The sequence below is a fragment of the Malikia granosa genome (assembly GCF_002980595.1).
In the GTDB taxonomy this organism is placed as follows: Bacteria; Pseudomonadota; Gammaproteobacteria; order Burkholderiales; family Burkholderiaceae_C; genus Malikia; species Malikia granosa.
Genome location: NZ_PVLQ01000021.1, coordinates 1 through 19,910, shown reverse-complemented (window position 1 = coordinate 19,910; position 19,910 = coordinate 1). Strand labels below are relative to the sequence as shown.

Here is a 19,910-nt window from a genome sequence, read left to right as displayed (position 1 = left end):
ATCAGAGCGCCTCGGCGCCCGTCTCGCCGGTACGGATACGCACCACCTGCTCGATCGGGAAGACGAAGATCTTGCCGTCGCCGATCTTGCCGGTGCGGGCGGCAGCCTCGATCGCCTCGATGACCTGGTCGACCAGGTCATCGGAGACCGCGGCCTCGACCTTGACCTTGGGCAGGAAGTCGACCACGTACTCGGCGCCGCGATAGAGCTCGGTATGACCCTTCTGGCGCCCGAAGCCCTTGACCTCGGTCACGGTGATGCCCTGCACGCCGATCTGGGACAGCGCCTCGCGCACCTCGTCGAGCTTGAAGGGTTTGATGATGGCGGAAACCAGTTTCATGATCAGCCTTTCTGTTGGCGTTGCTGCAATGCCCAAGCTAAGCAGGGAACATGCCAGCCCGGCCTGCCACCGGTGCCCCCCGGGAAAAAACACCCTGGTCGACCTGCTGCCGGCTAAGATGAAACGATTGTCGAGCCGAATTCACCAATTTGGTGCATTCATAGGTCTTGCCGCACAGGCAAGGACGCAAAGACGGGGAGGAACGCGAGATGAGTCTTGCTTTGGTGCAAAGCCGCACCCTGCTGGGGCTGCAGGCGCGACCGGTGCAGGTCGAGGTGCATCTGGCCAACGGCCTGCCCAGCTTCACGCTGGTCGGGCTGGCCGACACCGAGGTCAAGGAAGCGCGCGAGCGGGTGCGCTCGGCGATCCAGAATGCCGGCCTCGAATTCCCGGGCAACAAGCGCATCACGGTCAACCTGGCGCCGGCCGACCTGCCCAAGGACTCGGGCCGCTTCGACCTGCCGATCGCGCTTGGCATCCTGGCCGCGAGCGGACAGCTCGACGCCAGCCGGCTGGCCGGGCATGAGTTCGCGGGCGAGCTCTCGCTCGGCGGTGAGTTGCGCGCGATACGCGGCGCCCTGGCGATGGGGCTGGCCTTGCGCCAGGCCGGTGCGGGCGCCGCCAGCCGGCTGGTGCTGCCGCCCGGGAGCGCCGAGGAAGCCGCACTGGCCCGGGGCGCCCAGGTCTGGCGTGCGCGTCACCTGCTGGATGTCGCACGCCAGTTCGCCCCCGCCGGCAGCGCGCTGGCCGAAGCCGCGGCCGATGAGGCGGGCTGGCTCCGGGTCGAGGCCGTGAGCCTGCAGCCCGACACCGCCGGTCCCGACCTGGCCGATGTCAGGGGCCAGGCGGTGGCGCGGCGCGCACTCGAGATCGCCGCCGCGGGCGGCCACAGCCTGCTGCTGGTCGGCGCGCCAGGCTCGGGCAAGTCGATGCTGGCGCAACGCCTGGCCGGCCTGCTGCCGCCGCTGAGCGACGAGGAGGCGCTGGAAAGCGCAGCGGTGGCCTCGCTGGCGGGGCGCTTCGTCTTCGAGCGCTGGGGTCAGCGCCCGACCTGCGCGCCGCACCACAGCGCCAGCGCGGTCGCCCTGGTCGGCGGCGGCTCGCCGCCGCGCCCGGGCGAGATCTCGCTGGCGCATCATGGCATTTTGTTTCTCGATGAGCTGCCTGAATTTCCGCGCAGCGCGCTCGAGGCCTTGCGCGAGCCGCTCGAGTCGGGCCTGATCCGGATCTCGCGCGCGGCGCGCCAGACCGAGTTCCCGGCCAGCTTCCAGCTGGTGGCGGCGATGAATCCCTGCCCCTGCGGCTACCTGGGCTCGGGCGTGAAGGCCTGCCGCTGCACGCCGGACCAGGTAGCGCGCTACCAGGGCAAGCTCAGCGGTCCGCTGCTCGACCGCATCGACCTGCAGGTCGAGGTACCGGCCTTGCCGGCGCAGGAGCTGCTCGGTGCGGCACCGGGCGAAGCGAGCGCCCCGGTGCGCGAGCGCGTGCTGGCCGCGCGCGAGCGGGCCGAACGCCGCCAGGGCCGACTCAACCAGCAGCTCGAAGGCAGCGCCCTGGCGCAGCATGCCGGGCTGGACGAGGCCGCGACCCAGTTCCTGCAGAAGGCGGCCAGCCGGCTCGGCTGGTCGGGCCGGGCCACGCACCGGGCACTGCGCGTCGCGCGCACGATCGCCGACCTGGCCGGCACGGAGCGGATCGGGATCGCGCACCTGGCCGAGGCGATGCAGTACCGCCGGGGGCTGGTCGGCGGCGGCTGAAACGCCGACGGCCGGAACAAGGCCGGCCGTCTGGTCGCAGCGGGAGCGGCCCGCCGATGGCTTACAGGTTGGGCGCCAGCAGCCGCTCGAGCTCGGCTTCCGGCATGCCGCGGCGCTGCGCCAGGTCGGCGAGCTGATCATGGCCGATCTTGCCGACGTTGAAGTAGCAGCTGTCGGGGTGCGCCAGGTAGAAGCCGCTGACGCTGGCCGCCGGCGTCATCGCCAGGCTGTCGGTCAGGCCCATGCCGATGTCGCCGCATTGCAGCAGCTCGAACATGGCGCGCTTGACCGAATGGTCCGGGCAAGCCGGGTAGCCGGGCGCCGGGCGTATGCCCTGGTACTGCTCGGCGATCAGCTCGTCGTTGCGCAGCGCCTCGTGCGGGCAATAGCCCCAGAGGTCGGTGCGCACGCGCTGGTGCAGGCATTCGGCGAAGGCCTCGGCCAGGCGGTCGGCCAAGGCTTTCAGCATGATCGCGCTGTAGTCGTCCTGCGCCGCCTCGAAGGCCTCGGCCCGCTTGTCGGCCCCGATGCCGGCCGTGACAGCGAACAGGCCGACATAGTCGGCCACGCCGCTGTCCTTGGGCGCGACGAAGTCGGACAGGCAGCGGCTCGGGCGCATGACACCGTCGATCTCCTGCTTCTCGGTCTGCTGGCGCATGCCATGCCAGGTCAGAGCGACCTGGCTGCGGCCGTCATCGGCGTAGAGCTCGATGTCGTCGCCGACGCTGTTGGCCGGATACAGGCCCAGTACCGCGTTCGCCGTCAACCAGCGGCCCTCGACGATCCTCTTCAGCATGGCCTGGGCATCGGTGAACACGCGCCTGGCCTGCTCGCCGACCACCTCGTCGTCCAGGATGGCGGGATAAGGCCCGGCCAGGTCCCAGGTCTGGAAGAACGGGCCCCAGTCGATGTAGCGGGCCAGCTCAGCCAGGTCGAAGCTCTTGAACAGGCGCCGGCCGGTGAACTTGGGCGCCACCGGCGCGTAGTTGTCCCAGTCGACCGGAGTCTTGTTGGCTCGCGCCTTGGCCAGCGGCCACAGCGGGGTCTGCTTCTTGTTCGCGTGCTGCTGGCGCACCTTGTCGTAGTCGGCGCCGAGCTCGGCCAGGTAGGCGTCACGGCCATCGCCGAGCAGGCCCTGCGCCACCGCCACGCTGCGCGAGGCGTCCGGCACATAGACCACCGGGCCGCTGTAGTTGGGCGCGATCTTGACCGCGGTGTGCACGCGCGAGCAGGTCGCGCCGCCGATCAGCAACGGGATGCCACGCTCGCGGAAATACGGGTCCTTCTCCATCTCGGCGGCGACATACTGCATCTCCTCCAGGCTGGGGGTGATCAGTCCCGACAGGCCGACGATGTCGGCACCGACTTCCTTCGCCTTGGCCAGGATCTCGTGGCAGGGCACCATCACGCCCATGTTGACGACGTCGAAGTTGTTGCACTGCAGGACCACGGTCACGATGTTCTTGCCGATGTCGTGCACGTCACCCTTGACGGTCGCGATCACGATCTTGCCCTTGGACTTGACGTCGCCACCGGCGGCCTGCAGGCGCAGCTTTTCTTCCTCGATATAGGGCACGAGATGCGCCACCGCCTGCTTCATGACGCGCGCCGACTTGACCACCTGGGGCAGGAACATCTTGCCCTGGCCGAACAGGTCGCCGACCACGTTCATGCCGTCCATCAGCGGGCCCTCGATCACATGCAGCGGGCGGCCGCCGTCGGCCTTCAAGGCCTGCCACATCTCCTCGGTGTCCTCGGTGATGAACTCGTTCTGGCCATGCACCAGCGCGTGCTGCAGGCGCTCGCGCACCGGCAGCGCGCGCCAGGCGTACTTGGCGCTGTCGTCCTTGGCCGCGCCCTTGACGCTCTCGGCGATCTCGAGCAGGCGCTCGGTCGCGTCCTTGCGCCGGTTCAGCACCACGTCCTCGACCCGCTCGCGCAGCTCGGGATCGAGCTCGTCGTAGACGCCGATCATGCCGGCGTTGACGATGCCCATGTCCATGCCGGCCTGGATCGCGTGGTACAGGAACACGGTGTGGATCGCCTCGCGCACCGGCTCGTTGCCGCGGAAGCTGAAGCTCACGTTGGACACGCCGCCAGAGACCTTGGCGCCGGGCAGGTGCTGCTTGATCCAGCGCGTCGCCTCGATGAAGTCGACCGCGTAGTTGTCATGCTCCTCGATACCGGTGGCGATCGCGAAGATGTTGGGGTCGAAGATGATGTCCTCGGGCGGGAAGCCGACCTCGTCGACCAGGATGCGGTAGGCGCGCTCGCAGATCTCGGTCTTGCGCGCGTAGGTATCGGCCTGACCCTTCTCGTCGAAGGCCATCACCACGGTGGCGGCGCCGTAGCGCCGGATCAGCTTGGCCTGGCGCTTGAACTCCTCGATGCCCTCCTTCATGCTGATCGAGTTGACCACGCCCTTGCCCTGCACGCAGCGCAGGCCGGCCTCGATCACGCTCCACTTGGAGCTGTCGATCATCACCGGCACGCGCGCGATGTCAGGCTCGCTCGCCATCAGGTTCAGGAAGCGCACCATCGCTGCCTGGCTGTCGAGCATGGCCTCGTCCATGTTGACGTCGACGATCTGGGCGCCGTTCTCGACCTGCTGGCGCGCGACGACCAGCGCTTCCTCGTACTGGCCGTTGAGGATCATGCGCGCGAAGGCCTTCGATCCGGTGACGTTGGTGCGCTCGCCGATGTTGACGAACAGGCTGCCCTCACCGATCACGAGCGGCTCGAGGCCGGACAGCAGCATGGGCGGGACAAGTGGGGCAGCCGCAGCGGCGGCCAGCTGGGATTCGTTCACGGAAGAATTGAGATGGGGCACTGCACTCACCTGGAAAGCTAATGAAAATCCGGTAAGCGCCGTTAAAGACAGGAAGACCCAAGCCTGACGTCGCGATTGCTCCTTGGCGGGAACACAGATAATCGGACGCTGCAGCGCTTCTTGGGAACGTGCAATTTTATTCGAGCCCACTCCAGCCTGCCGAAATCCTTTTCGGCTGCTCACTCGCCCGCCACCGGCAATCGACACAGAACCCGAGTCCAGATTTCGGCATGACCCCTGAGTACCGCCACTCCACCCTCCAATGCCTGACCGCGATCGCCCAGCACCATGGCATCCAGGCCTTGCCCGAGCGGCTGGTGCATGAATACGCACTCGACGCCAGCGAACCCGACGACCGGCTGCTGCTGCGCATGGCCACCGACCTGGGCTTCAAGGCGCAGCGGGTCGACTCCAGCTGGGCCGAGTTGGTCGAGCTCAAGGACATCTTCCCGCTGCTGGCGCGCCGGCATGACGGCAGCTCGGTCATCGTCGCCGGCGTGCAGCCAGGCGAGCAAGGCACCCGGCTGGCCGTGCTCGACCCGCTGGCCGGCAGCGGCCAGATCGGCCTGGTCAAACAGGCCGACTTCCTGGCCAGCTGGTCCGGCACGCTGGTGCTGCTCAAGCGTCAGCACAAGCTGCTCGACGAGAACCAGCCGTTCGGACTGCGCTGGTTCATCCCCGAGATCCTGCGCCAGCGCAAGGCCTTCCGCGACATCGCGATCACCGCCATCATGCTGCAGCTGCTCGGCATGGGCATGCCGATCTTCTCGCAGCTGATCATCGACAAGGTGCTGGTGCACGAGAGCTACTCGACCCTGACCGTGCTGACGGTGGCCATCGTCGGCCTGCTGCTGTTCGAGGCCGGCTTCAGCTTCATGCGCCAGACGCTGCTGCTGCACGCGACCAACGTGATCGACATCCGGCTCGCGCGACGCACCTTCGGCAAGCTGCTGTCGCTGCCGATCGAGTATTTCGAGCGCCACACCGCCGGCGTCATCGTGCGCCACATGCAGCAGGTGCAGGCGATCCGCGGCTTCCTGACCGGGCAGCTGTTCTTCACCGCGCTCGACGCCATCGGCCTGATCCTGTTCATCCCGCTGCTGGTGTCGTACAGCGGCAAGCTCGCGGCCGTGGTGTTCGGTTTCTCGGCCCTGATGGCGCTGATCGTGGTGCTGCTGATCAAGCCCTTCAACACAAGGCTGCAGGCGCTCTACAACGCCGAGGGCACGCGCCAGTCGATGCTGGTCGAGACCATCCACGGCATGCGCACCGTCAAGTCGCTGGCGATCGAGCCCAAGCAGCGCAAGCTCTGGGACCAGTACTCGGCCACCAGCATCCAGATGCATTTCGGCGTCGGCCGCATGTCGATCGCCGCCGCCACCGTCACCCAGCTGCTGGAAAAGCTCATGATGGTCAGCGTGATCGCCATCGGCGCGCTCGATGTCTTCAGCCTGGAGCTGACCGTCGGCGCGCTGATCGCGTTCCAGATGATGTCGAACCGCGTCGTCGGCCCGCTGGTGCAGATCGTCGGCCTGGTGCACCAGTACCAGGAGACCGCGCTGTCGGTCAAGATGCTCGGCGAGGTCATGAACCACCCGCCCGAGCGCAGGTCCTCGGGCGGCCTGCGCCCGGCCTTCAAGGGCCAGATCGCGCTCGACGGCGTCACCTTCCGCTACCCCGGCTCGACAGCAACCGCGCTCGACCGCATCCACCTCGACATCGCGCCCGGCACCGTGGTCGGCGTGGTCGGACGCAGCGGCTCGGGCAAGACCACCTTCACGCGACTGATCCAGGGCCTCTATCCGGTGCAGGAAGGCGTGGTGCGCTTCGACGGCGTCGACATCCGCGAGATCGACCTGGCACACCTGCGCCGCAGCATCGGCGTGGTGCTGCAGGACAACTTCATGTTCCGCGGCAGCGTGCGCGAGAACATCGCGATGGCGCGTCCCGACGCCAGCTTCGAGCAGATCGTGGCCGCGGCCCAGGCCGCCGGCGCCGACGAGTTCATCGAGCGCCTGCCGCAGGGCTACGACACCCTGCTCGAAGAGAACGCCGGCAACCTGTCGGGCGGCCAGCGCCAGCGGCTGGCAATCGCGCGCGCGCTGCTGCCGGCGCCGCGCATCCTGATCCTCGACGAGGCCTCGAGCGCGCTCGACCCCGAGAGCGAAGCCATCTTCATCCGCAACCTCGGTCGCATCGCGGCCGGCCGCACGGTCATCATCGTCAGCCACCGCCTGTCCACCCTGGTCCATGCCGACCAGATCTTCGTCTTCGAGCGCGGCCGACTGGCCGACGCCGGCCCCCATGGCGCCCTGCTGGGCCGCTGCGAGCCCTATACCGACCTATGGAACCAGCAAACCAGCCATCTGTGACAGCCGCGCCCACCAGAACGCGCGGCAAGACCGGCCTCTGGCGCACCGAATTCCTGCCGGATGCGGACGCGCTCGAACGCAAGCCGCTGCCGGGTGGCCTGTCGGCCACCCTCTACCTGCTGGTCGGGCTGGTCCTGGCCATCCTCGCCTGGGCCAGCTGGTTCGAGGTCGACCAGATCGTCACCGCGCGCGGCAAGCTGGTCACGGCACAGCCCAACATCGTGCTGCAGCCGCTCGAGACCGCGCAGATCAGCGCGCTCAAGGTCCAGCCGGGCCAGGTCGTCCAGAAAGGCCAGGTGCTGGCCGTGCTCGACCCGACCTTCATCACGGCCGACCTGACCCAGGCGCAGGACCGGCTGAAAAGCCTGGACGCCGAGGTGCAACGCGTCGAGCAGGAACTGGCCGGCAAGGCCGCCGCACCGCAGGGCCTGAACCGCGACGAGCAGCTGCAGGCGCAGCTGCAGAACGAACGCCGCGCCAGCTACCAGGCCAGGCTGCTGCGCCTCAACGAAAGCATAGAGCGCAACAAGGCCGCCATGGCGACGAACGAGCACGACATCCAGAGCCTGGAGGGACGGGTCAAGTCGCTGCTCGAGATCGAGCGCATGAACGAGAAGCTCACGCAGCAGCAGTTCCAGTCCAACATGAAGCTGCTCGAGAGCCGCGAGCGGCGCCAGGAGGTCGAGCGCGACCTGATCAACGCGCGCAACCGCAGCGCCGAGCTCAAGCGCCAGCTGGCCGAGGCCGAGGCCGAGAAGGCCAGCTTCAGCCGCGAATGGCGCCAGAAGACCACCGAGGAACTGGTCGCCGTGCGGCGCGAGCGCGATGCGGTAGCCGAACAGCTCAAGAAGGCCGAGCGCCGCAGCCGCCTGATCGAGCTGGTCGCGCCGAGCGACGCCGTGGTGCTCGAGGTCGCCGCACGCTCGACCGGCTCCATCATCCGCGAGGCCGAACCGCTGGTCACACTGGTACCGCTGGGCGAGACGCTGGAAGCCGAGATCCAGATCGAGGCCCAGGATGTCGGCTACGTCAAGCTCGACGACCCGGTACGACTCAAGATCGACGCCTTCCCGTTCCAGAAGCACGGCCTGATCAAGGGCAGGCTGGACAAGCTCGGCCGCGACGCCTTCACCCAGCAAGCCGGCAAGTCCGGCGCCCCCTACTACCTGGGACGCACCAGGCTGGAGCAGAACGAACTGCGCAACCTGCCGCGCAACGCGCCGCTGATTCCCGGCATGACGCTGAGCGCCGAGATCGTGGTCGGCCAGCGCACCGTCATGTCCTACGTGATGTACCCGATCATGCGGGGACTGAGCGAGGCGGCGAGGGAGCCGTGAGGCAAGCGAGTGAGACAGCAGGCTGTGGCAAGCTCAGATCTCTAGCAATGATTCTATTAACTGACTGCATCTTCAAGGGATTCGTCTACTTCATTGCAGAACAACTGACCAATATCAACTATTCAGAGCCAGCAACAGCATGGCCTTGACCGAAAATGACCCAAGCACTGCCAATCTTCACCGTGCCGCAGCCGGATAAGACAGACCGCGAGCGCGACATCTATACCGCCGTCTAGGTCGAGAAAGGTAAACACATCAAAACGATACAGAAAGTTCTGAAAATCTTCGAGATGCACAAAACTAAAAGCTGGAACGGCGGTTGCACACTTGTCGGACAGCGCGCGCTTCGTCGATGTGCTGCCCGCTGATCTACAAGCCATCGTGCAGACCGTCTACAGTGATGAAAAAATCAGCAAAATCACAAAGAAAATGGGTAGATTTTCAATGATATTTTGAGATTTTTTCCGCCACACAAAAAAAACCATAAGTGCAAAAATTAATCCACAAACCAAAGGAAATTTCACGCAATGAAAGATTACAAAATCACAATTTTGGAACTATTTAACCACATAACTACATCACACCCAGAATTGCAAAAAAATCTTGAGGACTTGGTTTTCAAAGATCAAGGACTAAATATAAGTGATGCAAAATTCCTCTTCGAACTAAACCTAAAAACTCTCTCAAAATCAAAATCCCAACTAAGGCAAGACCTATTCGTCTTATTTCAACTCAACAACAAACGCAAAGGATTTTTTGTTGAGTTTGGCGCAACCAACGGAATTGACTTAAGCAACACATACCTACTAGAAAAGGATTATGAATGGGATGGAATCCTAGCCGAGCCTGCGAAATGCTGGCACGAAGATTTAAGAAACAATAGAAACTGCCACATTGAGCATAACTGCGTCTGGAAAGACTCAACCTCAACACTATCCTTCAACGAAGTAAATTTCGCCGAACTCTCAACCATCAACAAATATAGCTCCAGCGATGGACATAGCGAGGCACGAAATCACGGAAAAACATACGATGTACAATCAATCTCCCTAACTGATCTCCTTAAAAAATACAATGCCCCCAGAGAAATAGACTACCTCTCCATAGACACAGAAGGAAGCGAATACGAAATACTCAGTAATTTCGATTTTTCCCAATACTCATTTAAAGTAATTACATGCGAACACAACTACACCCCCATGAGAGAGAAAATATTTCAACTACTAACCCAAAACGGGTACATCAGGGTACATCAAAATATATCCCAGTTTGATGATTGGTACATAAAACAAAATAATGCCAATTAATCATTAAAACAGAATAATGTCATTATTTTAAATATGGCCAAAATTGACATCAGCCAAACACCAAATCAATTATCAAACCAAACCAAACTCCTCAAGTCCCATCAGAGCTAAAAACCATTTTAGACACCACCGCTTTCCCAACCCAACCCAACCCAACCCAACAGAATAACCATCAAGATGCGCACAAAAATACGTCGGAAATCGACAGAAAATAAATGCATCGCCTAAATTTCGCACATCAAAGTCCAATAGTAGCCATGCCGTCCGTCCCTAGTATTTATATCGCAGGTCACTCTGGAATGGTCGGCTCCGCCATCATGCGGCAGTTGCAAACGGCAGGACATCCTACCGACAAAGTGATCACACGCAACCATGCTGATTTGGACCTAACCGACCAAGCAGCCGTGCGCACTTTTTTCGAATCTGAAAAACCCGATCAAGTCTATCTCGCAGCAGCCAAGGTCGGTGGCATTCAGGCCAACAATACCTATCCAGCTAATTTCATCTACAACAACCTGATGATCCAGGCCAATGTAATAGATGCGGCCTTCCACAGCGGTGTCAAAAAGCTGTTATTTCTAGGCTCCAGTTGCATTTATCCGAAACTGGCAGCACAACCAATGCGCGAAGATGACCTGCTTACCGGAACTCTGGAGTCGACCAACGAACCCTACGCCATCGCTAAGATAGCTGGCATTAAGTTGTGCGAGTCATACAACCGTCAGTACGGCGCGAGCCATGGCGTGGACTACCGCAGTGTCATGCCGACCAACCTCTATGGCCCGAACGACAACTACCATCCTGAGAACTCTCATGTGATCCCAGCGCTGATACGCCGCTTCCATGAAGCCAAGCTCAGCAGTGCTCCCAGCGTCACGATCTGGGGAACAGGAACGCCTAAACGCGAGTTCCTCTATGTAGACGACATGGCTGCTGCATGCGTCCATGTCATGACCTTGCCTAAGCCGCTCTACGAGCAGCATACGCAACCAATGTTGAGCCACATCAATGTCGGCTATGGGTCCGATGTCACGATCGCCGAAGTTGCACAGACGATCGCACAAGTCGTAGGTTACACGGGTCAGATCAGCTTTGATACCAGCAAGCCAGACGGTACGCCCCGCAAACTCATGGACAGCAGTCGCCTGCACAACCTAGGCTGGCATGCCAAGGTTAGCCTGCAAAAAGGCTTGTTACTGACTTATGCCGATTTTCTAGCCAGCACCAACATCCGTTACAAATAAATGCGACTCACCAGTAGTAGCCCACACCATGACACAGACCATCAATAACAAAGTCGCGCTCATCACTGGCATTACAGGCCAGGACGGCTCCTACTTGGCGGAATTTCTTCTGGAAAAGGGCTACACCGTGCATGGTATCAAGCGCCGGGGCAGCCAATTCAACACCCAGCGCATCGACCACATTTACCAGGACCCGCACATCGAAAACAGCCGTTTCAAACTGCACTACGGCGACTTGTCAGACACCAGCAACCTCGTTCGCATTATCCAGGAAACCCAACCTGACGAAATCTATAACCTCGGTGCCATGAGCCATGTGGCGGTGAGCTTCGAGAGTCCGGAATACACGGCCAATGTCGATGCTATCGGCACGCTGCGCATTCTGGAAGCCATCCGTATCCTAGGCTTGGAGAAGAAGACCCGCTTCTACCAAGCCTCCACCAGCGAACTCTACGGCTTAGTGCAGGAAATTCCACAGAAGGAAACCACGCCTTTCTATCCGCGCAGCCCGTATGCAGTGGCCAAACTCTATGCCTATTGGATTACAGTCAACTACCGCGAGGCCTATGGCATCTATGCCTGTAATGGCATCCTGTTCAATCATGAAAGCCCACGCCGCGGCGAAACTTTCGTAACGCGCAAGATCACGCGCGGCCTAGCCAACATCGCGCAAGGCTTGGAGGAATGCCTATACATGGGCAATATGGACGCGCTGCGCGACTGGGGCCACGCCAAAGACTATGTGCGCATGCAGTGGATGATGCTGCAGCAGGAGAAGCCCGAGGATTTCGTGATCGCTACTGGCGTTCAGTACAGCGTGCGTCAGTTCATCGAGTGGTCGGCAGCAGAACTCGGCATTCAACTGCGCTTTGAAGGTCAGGGCGTGGACGAAGTTGCAATCATTGACTGCATCACAGGCGACAAAGCTCCGGCACTGAAACCTGGTCAGATCATCATCAAGATTGATCAGCGCTACTTCCGGCCAACCGAAGTAGAAACACTGCTAGGCGATCCGCGCAAAGCCAAAGAAAAGCTTGGCTGGGCACCAGAGATCACGGCCAAGGAAATGTGCAAAGAAATGATAGCATCAGATTTATATGAAGCAAGAAGGCATATGCTGCTAAAAAACCACGGCTACAAAACCCAACCTAGTACAGAAACATAAATAACCCATCAAATACAAAAATCAAAAATTCCCAGCATCCAACCCAATAAATTCATCAGGATACCACGCATAATTAACGAAAGGAATGGCGTTATCGTTTTTTAGATTTTTTGCAGGGCAAATCACTCTTTTATCATGATTTTTATTAAGAAAAGCCCCCCAAAAACTAAATGATGAATTGGCGATTATATTATGATCACATAGCGACATAGAGCACATATCAACAATTGGCGAACCACCCTCAAAAAACAAAACATTATTTTTTCCTGAAAATTCACGCCGACACCAATTCATATCATCAGAAAAAATCAAATAATCCACCTCATCATCATTAAAAAATGAAAATGCCGCCTTATAGTAATCAATAGTCAAATTAACATGAATTCCATTTATATAATCCCCTCTCCGAACATGAACGGCCACCATCTGACGACCAGGTCTTCGCGCAGAAAAAACTAAAGAATAGGCATTCGCCAAGGTGGCAGGATCAAATTGATACATCCGACGAATCTCCTGCCTAATAGGGTACCAGTATTTATAAGAAATAAACAATCCTGTAAAGTTGTAATTCAACTGATCACTCAAACTAAAGACATTTGAATCAACAGCCAAATTGAATGGTATTGGGTAAACAACATGCACCTTCTCAGCATCGGGAATATCATTTATTGAAACGATGCTAAACGGCAAATTTGAAAAATTTTTATGCAACTGCAGCCCCTTACCAACATCAGAAAGCTCTTTAAAAAAGAATATCTGATGTCCGGTCCTGCGCGATATGGCATAAAGAGACGAAAAATGCCACATCTGAGAACCCAAATTCTCGGTCGCATTTAACCCTGTCATAGAAATATATTTTTTATTTACCATTTTCAAAAATCCAAATTCATAACCAAACGCAAACAAACCTCATGAAACACCTATAAATCGGTAGCTTCACAAAAGAAGAATGGCACAAAAAATACTCCAAAATGACACATTCATGCCGATCACCACTAATCAGAAGCCATCGCCAGAAAGCTCACAGACTTCCGGCACCAGCCAAAAACTTGCTCCCAATTTAAAGAAAAAATACCAGATGAGTTGTTGACAAAAGTTTTATCATCAATTTCCATCATCGAATCAGCTGTCCTGGCTTCGACATAGCTGCACGAGTGGTTGCCAGGCGAGCGCGGCACGCCAAAAACCGTCCGGGGAGCAAGCCGGATCCGGCCCGCGCCCCTGAACACCGTCGGCGTCAGCACGTTGATCGTTCTGGGAGCGTCGGGTTCGGCATCAAATATTTCTAGCCGTCCCTTGTCCGATATATGGAAAAAGTAATGTATCAGCAGCCCTCGAACCAGGCCCTCCAGCAGGCCAGGCTCGGAGGATGAAACGGCTTTTCGACACAGCTCGAATCTTTTCTGAAGCATGAGACCGGACACCTGCATCAGTAGCCATTCTTGGCCAGAAACTGCTGCCAGCAGGCCAGGAACTCATCTTCGGCACCTTGCGCGTCGAGTGCAAGCCTAGGCAGGTTGTTACGAAATTCGACCATATCATCTTGCGTGGCATACCAATAATTCAGGACATTGGCGATCGTTCCGAAGCAATGGGTGGCCTGCTCGCCGCTGATCTTGCCGATGCGCCGACCGCTGACGGCAAGTGCCACGTAAGCGAGCATGGCAGCCTTCATGATCGGGCTGTAGGTTTGCGCCGAATTCTGATCCGGCCCCTTCCTGAAATACCCCAGATGGTCCTGGATATGGCAGATCGGCCTGAGCAAGCTTGCCGCTAGGAAGGCTCCGAGATCCCACAGTCCGGCATAGGAAACGCCCGCGATGGACGGATTCAGGACAACTTCGCTGCAGTCGCCACGAAACACCACATTGGAAAACTCCCCGAACCAGTTCTTGCACTCCGCCACCGTGCTCATGAAAGCCACGTCGGCATTCAGCGACAGAAAACGGTTCATGGAATTGGCTACGGCAGCCGGTACCGGCTGGCCACGCAGCGGCTGTCCCGCTTCATTGCTCTCCCAGCGCCGGCTAATCGAACAGGAGAAGTCGCCAGACAGGTGCGCCACGAGATGGCGCTCGTAGAACTCGGGAAAGACCACATCGTCGTCGAGCAAGATGTGAAACAGTTCCGAATCCCGGCTCCAGGCATTGACCAGATGCTTGAAGTTCTCGAATGCGCCATTGCGAGGGCCCGGCATGACCTCGATGGCCAGACCGGCGCGCAACGGCTCCAGCTCGTCCGACAGCAGCCGCTCGGAAAAAATGCCTCCGGGGCTGTCGTCCGAGAAGATGATCCGGTAGGGCTTCACGGTCTGCGACTGCAGTCCCAGCAGCAATGGCTCGACATACTTGCTCTTGTATGCCGGTATCAAGGTACAGATTCTCATCGGGGATTCATCCATCAAGCGCGCAGCGCATCTTCAGCCTTGCGGATGGCATCGATCACGATCCCAGTGGCCTCGGCAGTCTGGGAGGGGCCGATCGGAAGGCTGAGAACCTGATCGTGCAGGGCTTCGGAAACCGGGAAACTGCCCCGGCCGAATCCAAGGGAGGCATAGGCCGACTGCAGATGCGGCGGAATGGGATAGTGGATCATCGTCGCCACGCCTGCCTGGGTCAGAAGATGCTGCAAGGCGTCGCGTTCACGGTGCCGGACCACATACAGATGCCACACCGGATCGGCCCATTCGGGCACATGCGGCAAGGTCAGGCCTGTCGCAGCCAAGCCATCCTGGTACAAGCGCGCGATGGCGCCACGTCGGGCGTTCCAGTCATCCAGGTGCGCGAGCTTGACACGCAAGATGGCGGCCTGGATCGGATCGAGACGGCTGTTGTAGCCCTGGACCTCGTTGACATACTTCACCCGCGAGCCGTAGTTGCGCAACACCCGGATGCGATCGGCGATCCGCTCGTCATGGGTCGTCACGGCGCCACCGTCTCCCATCGCCCCCAGGTTCTTGCCGGGGTAGAAGCTCCACGCGACGGCATCGCCATGCGCTCCCAGCCGGCGACCCTTGTAGCGCGCGCCATGAGCCTGGGCGCCATCTTCGAGCACAAGCAGTCCGTGCTTTCTGGCCAGCGCCAGGATGGGGTCCATGTCGGCCGGCTGCCCGTACAAATGCACGGGAAGAATGACCTTGGTGCGCGGGGTAATGGCGGCCTCGATCAAGGCCGGATCGATGTTGCAAGTTCGACCGTCCGGCTCGACAGGAACGGGAGTGGCACCGCAGTGGCTGACAGCCAGCCAGGTGGCGATGTAGGTATTGCTCGGAACGATGACTTCGTCGCCCGGCCCGACCTCCATGGCACGCAGGGCCAGATAAAGGGCATCGAGTCCATTGGCGACACCGACACAATGCGCTGCGCCGCAGTAATCGGCGTAATCAGACTCGAAGCCATCGACTTCAACACCACCGATATACCAACCCGAATCCAGCACCCGGGCGACCGCACCATCGATCTCAGACTTCAGTTCGGTGTAGGAAGCCTTCAGATCCAGAAATGGGATCATGCCCCACCTCCCACGAGTCGCCTGAACTCGGAATAATCACGGATGTAATCCGCACCATCATAGTAATGCGAGGCGAATACCAGCAGCACCGCATCCGCCGAGTACTTGTACTGGATGCCCCAGATCATGGGCGGCAAGTGAATGCCGACATCGGGCTTGTCGAGCAGGAATTCCTGCCGATTGTGGCCATCGTCAGCAACGACAGAACAACTCCCGCGCACACAGATCAGGAACTGGTGGCATTCTCGGTGCGCATGCTCGCCTCGGGTTTCCGCGCTTGGAACATCGAAAACCATGAAATACCGTTTGACCGCGAAAGGGATGGTCCGCTCGAACTCGCCGACCGTCAAACTGCCGCGAATGTCAGCAACACGCGGCATCTGATACAGACCGACGCCGGCCACCCGGGTTTCGACAAGCCCCGTTTCCCGCCTGTCGGCCGACAGATAGCCGGAGGCTTCTTGTTCAGCGTCCACATAGCCCACGATCCTGGCCGGGTTGCCGACCACGACAGCATTCGGCGGCACGGACCGGGTCACGACGGCACCCGCTGCCACCATGGCATTGGCCCCGATGGTAATGCCGGGCAGAATGACAGCCCCGGCACCGATCGAGGCGCCATCCTCAAGAATGGTCTGGAGAAATTTCTCTGGCTTGCGACGACTGCGCGGAAACCTGTCGTTGGCAAACGATGCATTGGGTCCGATGAAAACATCGTTGCCGACGCGCAACCCGTCCCAGAGCTGCACACCGCTCTTGACGGTCACGCGGTCGCCGATGACCACATCGCCCTCGATCAGGCAGTGCGCGCAGATATTGCACTCACGGCCTATCGTCGCCCTCGACAGCAGCACGACATACTGCCAGATCCTGCTGCCGTCGCCAATCAGTTCCGAGCTGACATCAGCCAGAGGGTGGATGAAATAATCGCTCAATTCCGCTCCTTCTTCATGGACGCTGCAAGGTATCGCTCAAGGCATGTTCCAGTTCAAGCGTCAACTGCTGCATGTCGAACAAGTCGCTGCCAAGGCGCTGCTCGGCCAGATAGCGCTTGTAACTTGCAACCCGCTTCGGATTCTTTCCTAGCTGCACCGCCTTCCTCTCGTACGCCTCCAGGCTGAAGGTGATCAGATCCGGCAGCCCCACCGCCGTCAGCAGGCTGCCGCACATGCGCGAGATGTAGGTCCGGCCCGAACAGGTCAGGATCGGGGTGCCCATCCACAGGATGTCGTTGGCCGTGGTGCCGGCGTTGTACGGCAAGGTGTCGAGGAACAGGTCGGGCAAGGCCAGCCGCGCCATGTATTCGGCCGGGAATGCGCGGCCGGCGAAGATCAGGCGTGCCGGGTCGACGCCATGGGACTGGGCCTGGTCACGCAGGTTCTGCTCCGACCAACGGTTGTCGGCCATCAGCCACAGCACGCTGTCCGGCACCTGGGTCAGGATGCGCATCCAGGTCGCGAACACCTCGGGCGTGATCTTGTAGTTGTTGTTGAAGGCCGCAAAGACGAACCTGTCTTCCGGCAGGCCGCAGGCGGCGCGGGTCAGCGGCGGGCCCACGTCGCGTTTTCGGTCGCTGACCTGGTAGCAGCGCGGCAGGCGCAGCGGCTTCTCGGTCATGAACGGCTCGAGCTCGGGCGGGAACACGAAATCGTCGGCGACGATGTAATCGACCGTCGGCAATGCCGAGGTGCCGGGCAGACCCAAGTAGCTGATCTGCACTGCGCCGGCCGGGCGCTGCATCAGGATGTTCGGGCGCGCGCCCGAGGTCAGCCCCTGCAGGTCGACCAGGATGTCGATGCCGCAAGCCTCGATCACCTGGGCGGCCTGCTCGTCGCTCAGGTGGCCGATGCGGACATGGTGGTCGAAGGCCTTGATGATGCGCTCGCGCAGCGGCGAGCCGTCATCCTTGGACCAGCAGAAGCCGAACACCTCAAACTTCTCGCGATCGTGCAGCTCGAACAGCTCGACCGTCAGCAGGCCGACCGCGTGCATGCAGAGGTCACCCGACAGGTAGCCGATGCGGATGCGCTCGCCCGGTTGGCGCACGCGGCGCGGCTTGCGCGGCGCCGGTGCCTGCACCTTCTCGTGCAGGAACTGGCGCGCGGCCAGCAGTTGCAGCGCAGGATCATCGTAGGCCGCCAGCATCGCCAGCGCCGAGGTGGACAGCAACTGGCGATTCACCGTCACCTCGCCGATCGGCTGGTACACAGGCCATTTGCACTGCTTCTGTCGGATATGCACGTAATGCTGCAGCACCGCCGACTGCTCGGGCTCAACCTGCAGGCTGCGCGCCATGTAGGCCTCGGCCTCGTCGTAGCGCTTGGCGGACTCAAGGGCGCGGGCCAGGTTGTTGAGCGCATGCAATTGCAGCGTCACGTCGGGCTGCGGCAGCACGGCCAGCTCAGCGAGCACCTGCTGCCATTGCGCCACGGCAGCGTCGAGTTGGCCCTGGTTCTCCAGCGCATGTCCCAGGTTCAACCGGGCCTGCATCAGCGCGGGCTGCAGGCGCAGGGCCTCGCGATACAGGGGCTCGGCCTCCTGCGGCTGCTGCAACAGGCCATGCAACACGCCCAGGTTGAACAGCGCGACATAGCGCAGCGGGTCGGCGGGGCGGGCCGCCAGCCAGGTCCGGTACAGGGCGATGGCGGCTGCTACCTGTCCTTGCTGCGACAGCACGCCGGCCTGGGCCATCAGGTCAGTCAAGGACAGCTTGCTCACTTCGGTGCTCATAAGACCATGTTCAGACATCAAACGGAAAGCCCATGAAAAAACTCCAAGCGTGTCGTAAGGATACGACAGGCTTGGAGCATGGTTTCAACCGGGTCCGCCTCACAGCGAACCCGGGGCCGACTTACTTGGCCTTGGCGCCATCGCTGGCAGCCAGCAGCGTCGTGGCGGACGAGTTGTTCACGCCACCCGACAGCAGGCTGTTGACAGCGGTCGCCCCTTGAGCCACCGGGTTGATGCCCGTGGCAGCCTGCAGGCTGTAGTAGGACTCCAGCTGAACCGCCATGGCCAGGGCCGGACTGGCCTGGTTAGCCAGGGCCACCGGTGACAGCGAAGCCGTGACGCCCGACTCGACAGCATCCATTTCCAGATAGCTGCCCAGCGACTGGGTCAACTCGGTCACCGAGTGACGCAGCGCATCCGGATCGCCTTGGCGGAACCAGACGTCCACCATGTCGTGCGTGCCGCCATCGGCCGATTCGTACGACGACACCAGACCCAACAGGTTGCCGTTGTCCACGGCCGTCGAAGACTGTGCCGACAGGTTCAAGGCCACGACGCCGTTGTCGCTCAGGCTGGACAGTTCGCCAGCGTCGGTCACGCCATCCTGGTCAGCATCCTTCCAGATCGCCAGTTCGGCGAACGCCGCATCAGCTGCCGTCAGACGCCCGTCCGCGTTGCTGTCCAATGCCCTCAGCGCGTTGAAACCGTCACCGGCCGCCTGGCCATCGACCTGGGTTGCCGAGCCGAACAGCTCGCGACCATCGTTGATGACGCCGTCCTGGTTCAGGTCGCGCACCAGCAAGCCATCGGTCGCCGCCACCCAGCCGGTCTGCCGCGCCGTGCCGGTCGCGGCCAGGTCGAAGCTCACGCCTTGAGCGACCGACAGCGTAGTGACGCCGTCGCCGTTGAGGTCAAGGATGATCGGCGAAACCGCCGCCAGCGCGTTGACCTGTGCGGTGGACATGGCACCGATCGCCGCACCACTGAAAGCGGCCACCTGCGTCATGGACAAGGCGCTGATTTCAGCAGTCGTCAGGCCTGCCACCTGGGCCGAGGTGATGCTGGAGATCTGAGCGGTCGTCAATGCGGCCATTGCCGTGGTCGACAGTGCTGCCAAATCGGCCGTCTCCAGAGCCTGGATCTGGGCCGTCGTCAGCGCCTTGACCTGCGCTGTAGTCAGCCCACCCATCTGCGCCGTCGCCAGGCCCACGATCTGGTCCGTCGTCAGTGCCGCCACCTGTGCCGTCGTCAGCGCCACGATCTCGTCCGAGTTCAGCGTGCCCAGCTGGTCCGACGTCAATGCCTTGACCTGCGCCGT

At 60.7% G+C, this 19,910-nt stretch carries 14 protein-coding genes, 1 pseudogene and 1 riboswitch; of the genes and pseudogenes, 6 read left to right on the top strand and 9 right to left on the bottom strand.

The genetic code is table 11. The features are described 5' to 3' along the window. Position 1: 1 nt before the first annotated feature. The gene (gene glnK / locus C6P64_RS06370) at positions 2-340 is read right to left on the bottom strand and encodes a P-II family nitrogen regulator (protein ID WP_105747759.1); all 339 of its coding nucleotides are present in this window, start codon (positions 338-340) and stop codon (positions 2-4) included. Positions 341-549: 209 nt separating this feature from the next. Here glnK and C6P64_RS06365 point away from each other — a divergent pair, with 209 nt between their 5' ends. After that, positions 550-2,097, top strand: a complete 1,548-nt coding sequence (locus C6P64_RS06365; RefSeq protein WP_105747758.1) for a YifB family Mg chelatase-like AAA ATPase — start codon at positions 550-552, stop codon at positions 2,095-2,097. A 61-nt stretch (positions 2,098-2,158) separates the two neighbouring features. Here the strand turns inward: C6P64_RS06365 and metH are convergent, their stop codons facing one another. Further along, positions 2,159-4,906 (bottom strand): methionine synthase, encoded by a 2,748-nt coding sequence (gene metH / locus C6P64_RS06360; RefSeq protein ID WP_281257947.1) that lies wholly within the window; start codon positions 4,904-4,906, stop codon positions 2,159-2,161. 47 nt (positions 4,907-4,953) lie between these two features. After that, positions 4,954-5,055: riboswitch (S-adenosyl-L-homocysteine riboswitch) on the bottom strand. A gap of 102 nt (positions 5,056-5,157) precedes the next feature. Between metH and C6P64_RS06355 the strand changes: the two genes are divergently transcribed. From C6P64_RS06355 to gmd, 5 genes are all read left to right on the top strand, one after another. Continuing rightward, positions 5,158-7,299 carry a peptidase domain-containing ABC transporter gene (locus tag C6P64_RS06355; RefSeq protein WP_105747756.1) on the top strand — a complete coding sequence of 714 codons (2,142 nt, stop codon included), beginning with the start codon at positions 5,158-5,160 and terminating at the stop codon, positions 7,297-7,299. After that, positions 7,296-8,636, top strand: coding sequence for an HlyD family type I secretion periplasmic adaptor subunit (locus C6P64_RS06350; RefSeq protein WP_245911646.1), 1,341 nt, complete (start codon positions 7,296-7,298; stop codon positions 8,634-8,636). Before C6P64_RS06355 ends, C6P64_RS06350 begins: the two co-directional genes overlap by 4 nt. A 527-nt stretch (positions 8,637-9,163) precedes the next feature. Further along, the gene (locus tag C6P64_RS06345; protein WP_105747754.1) at positions 9,164-9,943 is read left to right on the top strand and encodes an FkbM family methyltransferase; all 780 of its coding nucleotides are present in this window, start codon (positions 9,164-9,166) and stop codon (positions 9,941-9,943) included. Positions 9,944-10,200: 257 nt separating this feature from the next. Then, complete coding sequence (gene fcl / locus C6P64_RS06340; protein ID WP_105747753.1) at positions 10,201-11,187, top strand: GDP-L-fucose synthase; 987 nt, start codon at positions 10,201-10,203, stop codon at positions 11,185-11,187. A gap of 28 nt (positions 11,188-11,215) precedes the next feature. Continuing rightward, a complete protein-coding gene (gene gmd, locus C6P64_RS06335; RefSeq protein WP_105747752.1) occupies positions 11,216-12,352 on the top strand; it encodes a GDP-mannose 4,6-dehydratase in 1,137 nt (378 codons plus the stop codon). Positions 12,353-12,373: 21 nt separating this feature from the next. On the opposite strand, the gene C6P64_RS06330 is transcribed toward gmd, so the two are convergent. From C6P64_RS06330 to C6P64_RS06305, 7 genes and pseudogenes are all read right to left on the bottom strand, one after another. Then, entirely contained in the window at positions 12,374-13,258 is an 885-nt protein-coding gene (locus tag C6P64_RS06330; protein WP_105747751.1) for an alpha-1,2-fucosyltransferase, read from the bottom strand. Between the two features lie 89 nt (positions 13,259-13,347). Further along, positions 13,348-13,782 carry a hypothetical protein gene (locus tag C6P64_RS17895; RefSeq protein ID WP_146115871.1) on the bottom strand — a complete coding sequence of 145 codons (435 nt, stop codon included), beginning with the start codon at positions 13,780-13,782 and terminating at the stop codon, positions 13,348-13,350. Beyond that, positions 13,782-14,738: a glycosyltransferase family 2 protein gene (locus C6P64_RS06325; protein ID WP_146115870.1), complete on the bottom strand. Its 957-nt coding sequence runs from the start codon at positions 14,736-14,738 to the stop codon at positions 13,782-13,784. The genes C6P64_RS17895 and C6P64_RS06325 overlap by 1 nt, the downstream gene beginning before the upstream one ends. 14 nt (positions 14,739-14,752) lie before the next feature. Continuing rightward, entirely contained in the window at positions 14,753-15,862 is a 1,110-nt protein-coding gene (locus C6P64_RS06320; RefSeq protein WP_105747749.1) for a DegT/DnrJ/EryC1/StrS family aminotransferase, read from the bottom strand. Beyond that, positions 15,859-16,797, bottom strand: a complete 939-nt coding sequence (locus C6P64_RS06315; RefSeq protein WP_105747748.1) for a WxcM-like domain-containing protein — start codon at positions 16,795-16,797, stop codon at positions 15,859-15,861. Before C6P64_RS06315 ends, C6P64_RS06320 begins: the two co-directional genes overlap by 4 nt. A 13-nt stretch (positions 16,798-16,810) precedes the next feature. Continuing rightward, a complete protein-coding gene (locus tag C6P64_RS06310; RefSeq protein ID WP_245911645.1) occupies positions 16,811-18,592 on the bottom strand; it encodes an O-linked N-acetylglucosamine transferase, SPINDLY family protein in 1,782 nt (593 codons plus the stop codon). 121 nt (positions 18,593-18,713) lie between these two features. Beyond that, positions 18,714-19,910, bottom strand: a pseudogene (locus C6P64_RS06305) (heme utilization protein); the annotation flags it as partial.

Coding starts and splice junctions, on each gene's coding strand:
- C6P64_RS06325 (WP_146115870.1), bottom strand. CDS start 14,738: ATGAGAATCTGTACCTTGATACCGGCATACAAGAGCAAGTATGTCGAG.
- C6P64_RS06310 (WP_245911645.1), bottom strand. CDS start 18,592: ATGAGCACCGAAGTGAGCAAGCTGTCCTTGACTGACCTGATGGCCCAG.
- C6P64_RS06345 (WP_105747754.1), top strand. CDS start 9,164: ATGAAAGATTACAAAATCACAATTTTGGAACTATTTAACCACATAACT.
- gmd (WP_105747752.1), top strand. CDS start 11,216: ATGACACAGACCATCAATAACAAAGTCGCGCTCATCACTGGCATTACA.
- C6P64_RS06365 (WP_105747758.1), top strand. CDS start 550: ATGAGTCTTGCTTTGGTGCAAAGCCGCACCCTGCTGGGGCTGCAGGCG.
- C6P64_RS06355 (WP_105747756.1), top strand. CDS start 5,158: ATGACCCCTGAGTACCGCCACTCCACCCTCCAATGCCTGACCGCGATC.
- glnK (WP_105747759.1), bottom strand. CDS start 340: ATGAAACTGGTTTCCGCCATCATCAAACCCTTCAAGCTCGACGAGGTG.
- C6P64_RS17895 (WP_146115871.1), bottom strand. CDS start 13,782: ATGCAGGTGTCCGGTCTCATGCTTCAGAAAAGATTCGAGCTGTGTCGA.
- C6P64_RS06320 (WP_105747749.1), bottom strand. CDS start 15,862: ATGATCCCATTTCTGGATCTGAAGGCTTCCTACACCGAACTGAAGTCT.
- fcl (WP_105747753.1), top strand. CDS start 10,201: ATGCCGTCCGTCCCTAGTATTTATATCGCAGGTCACTCTGGAATGGTC.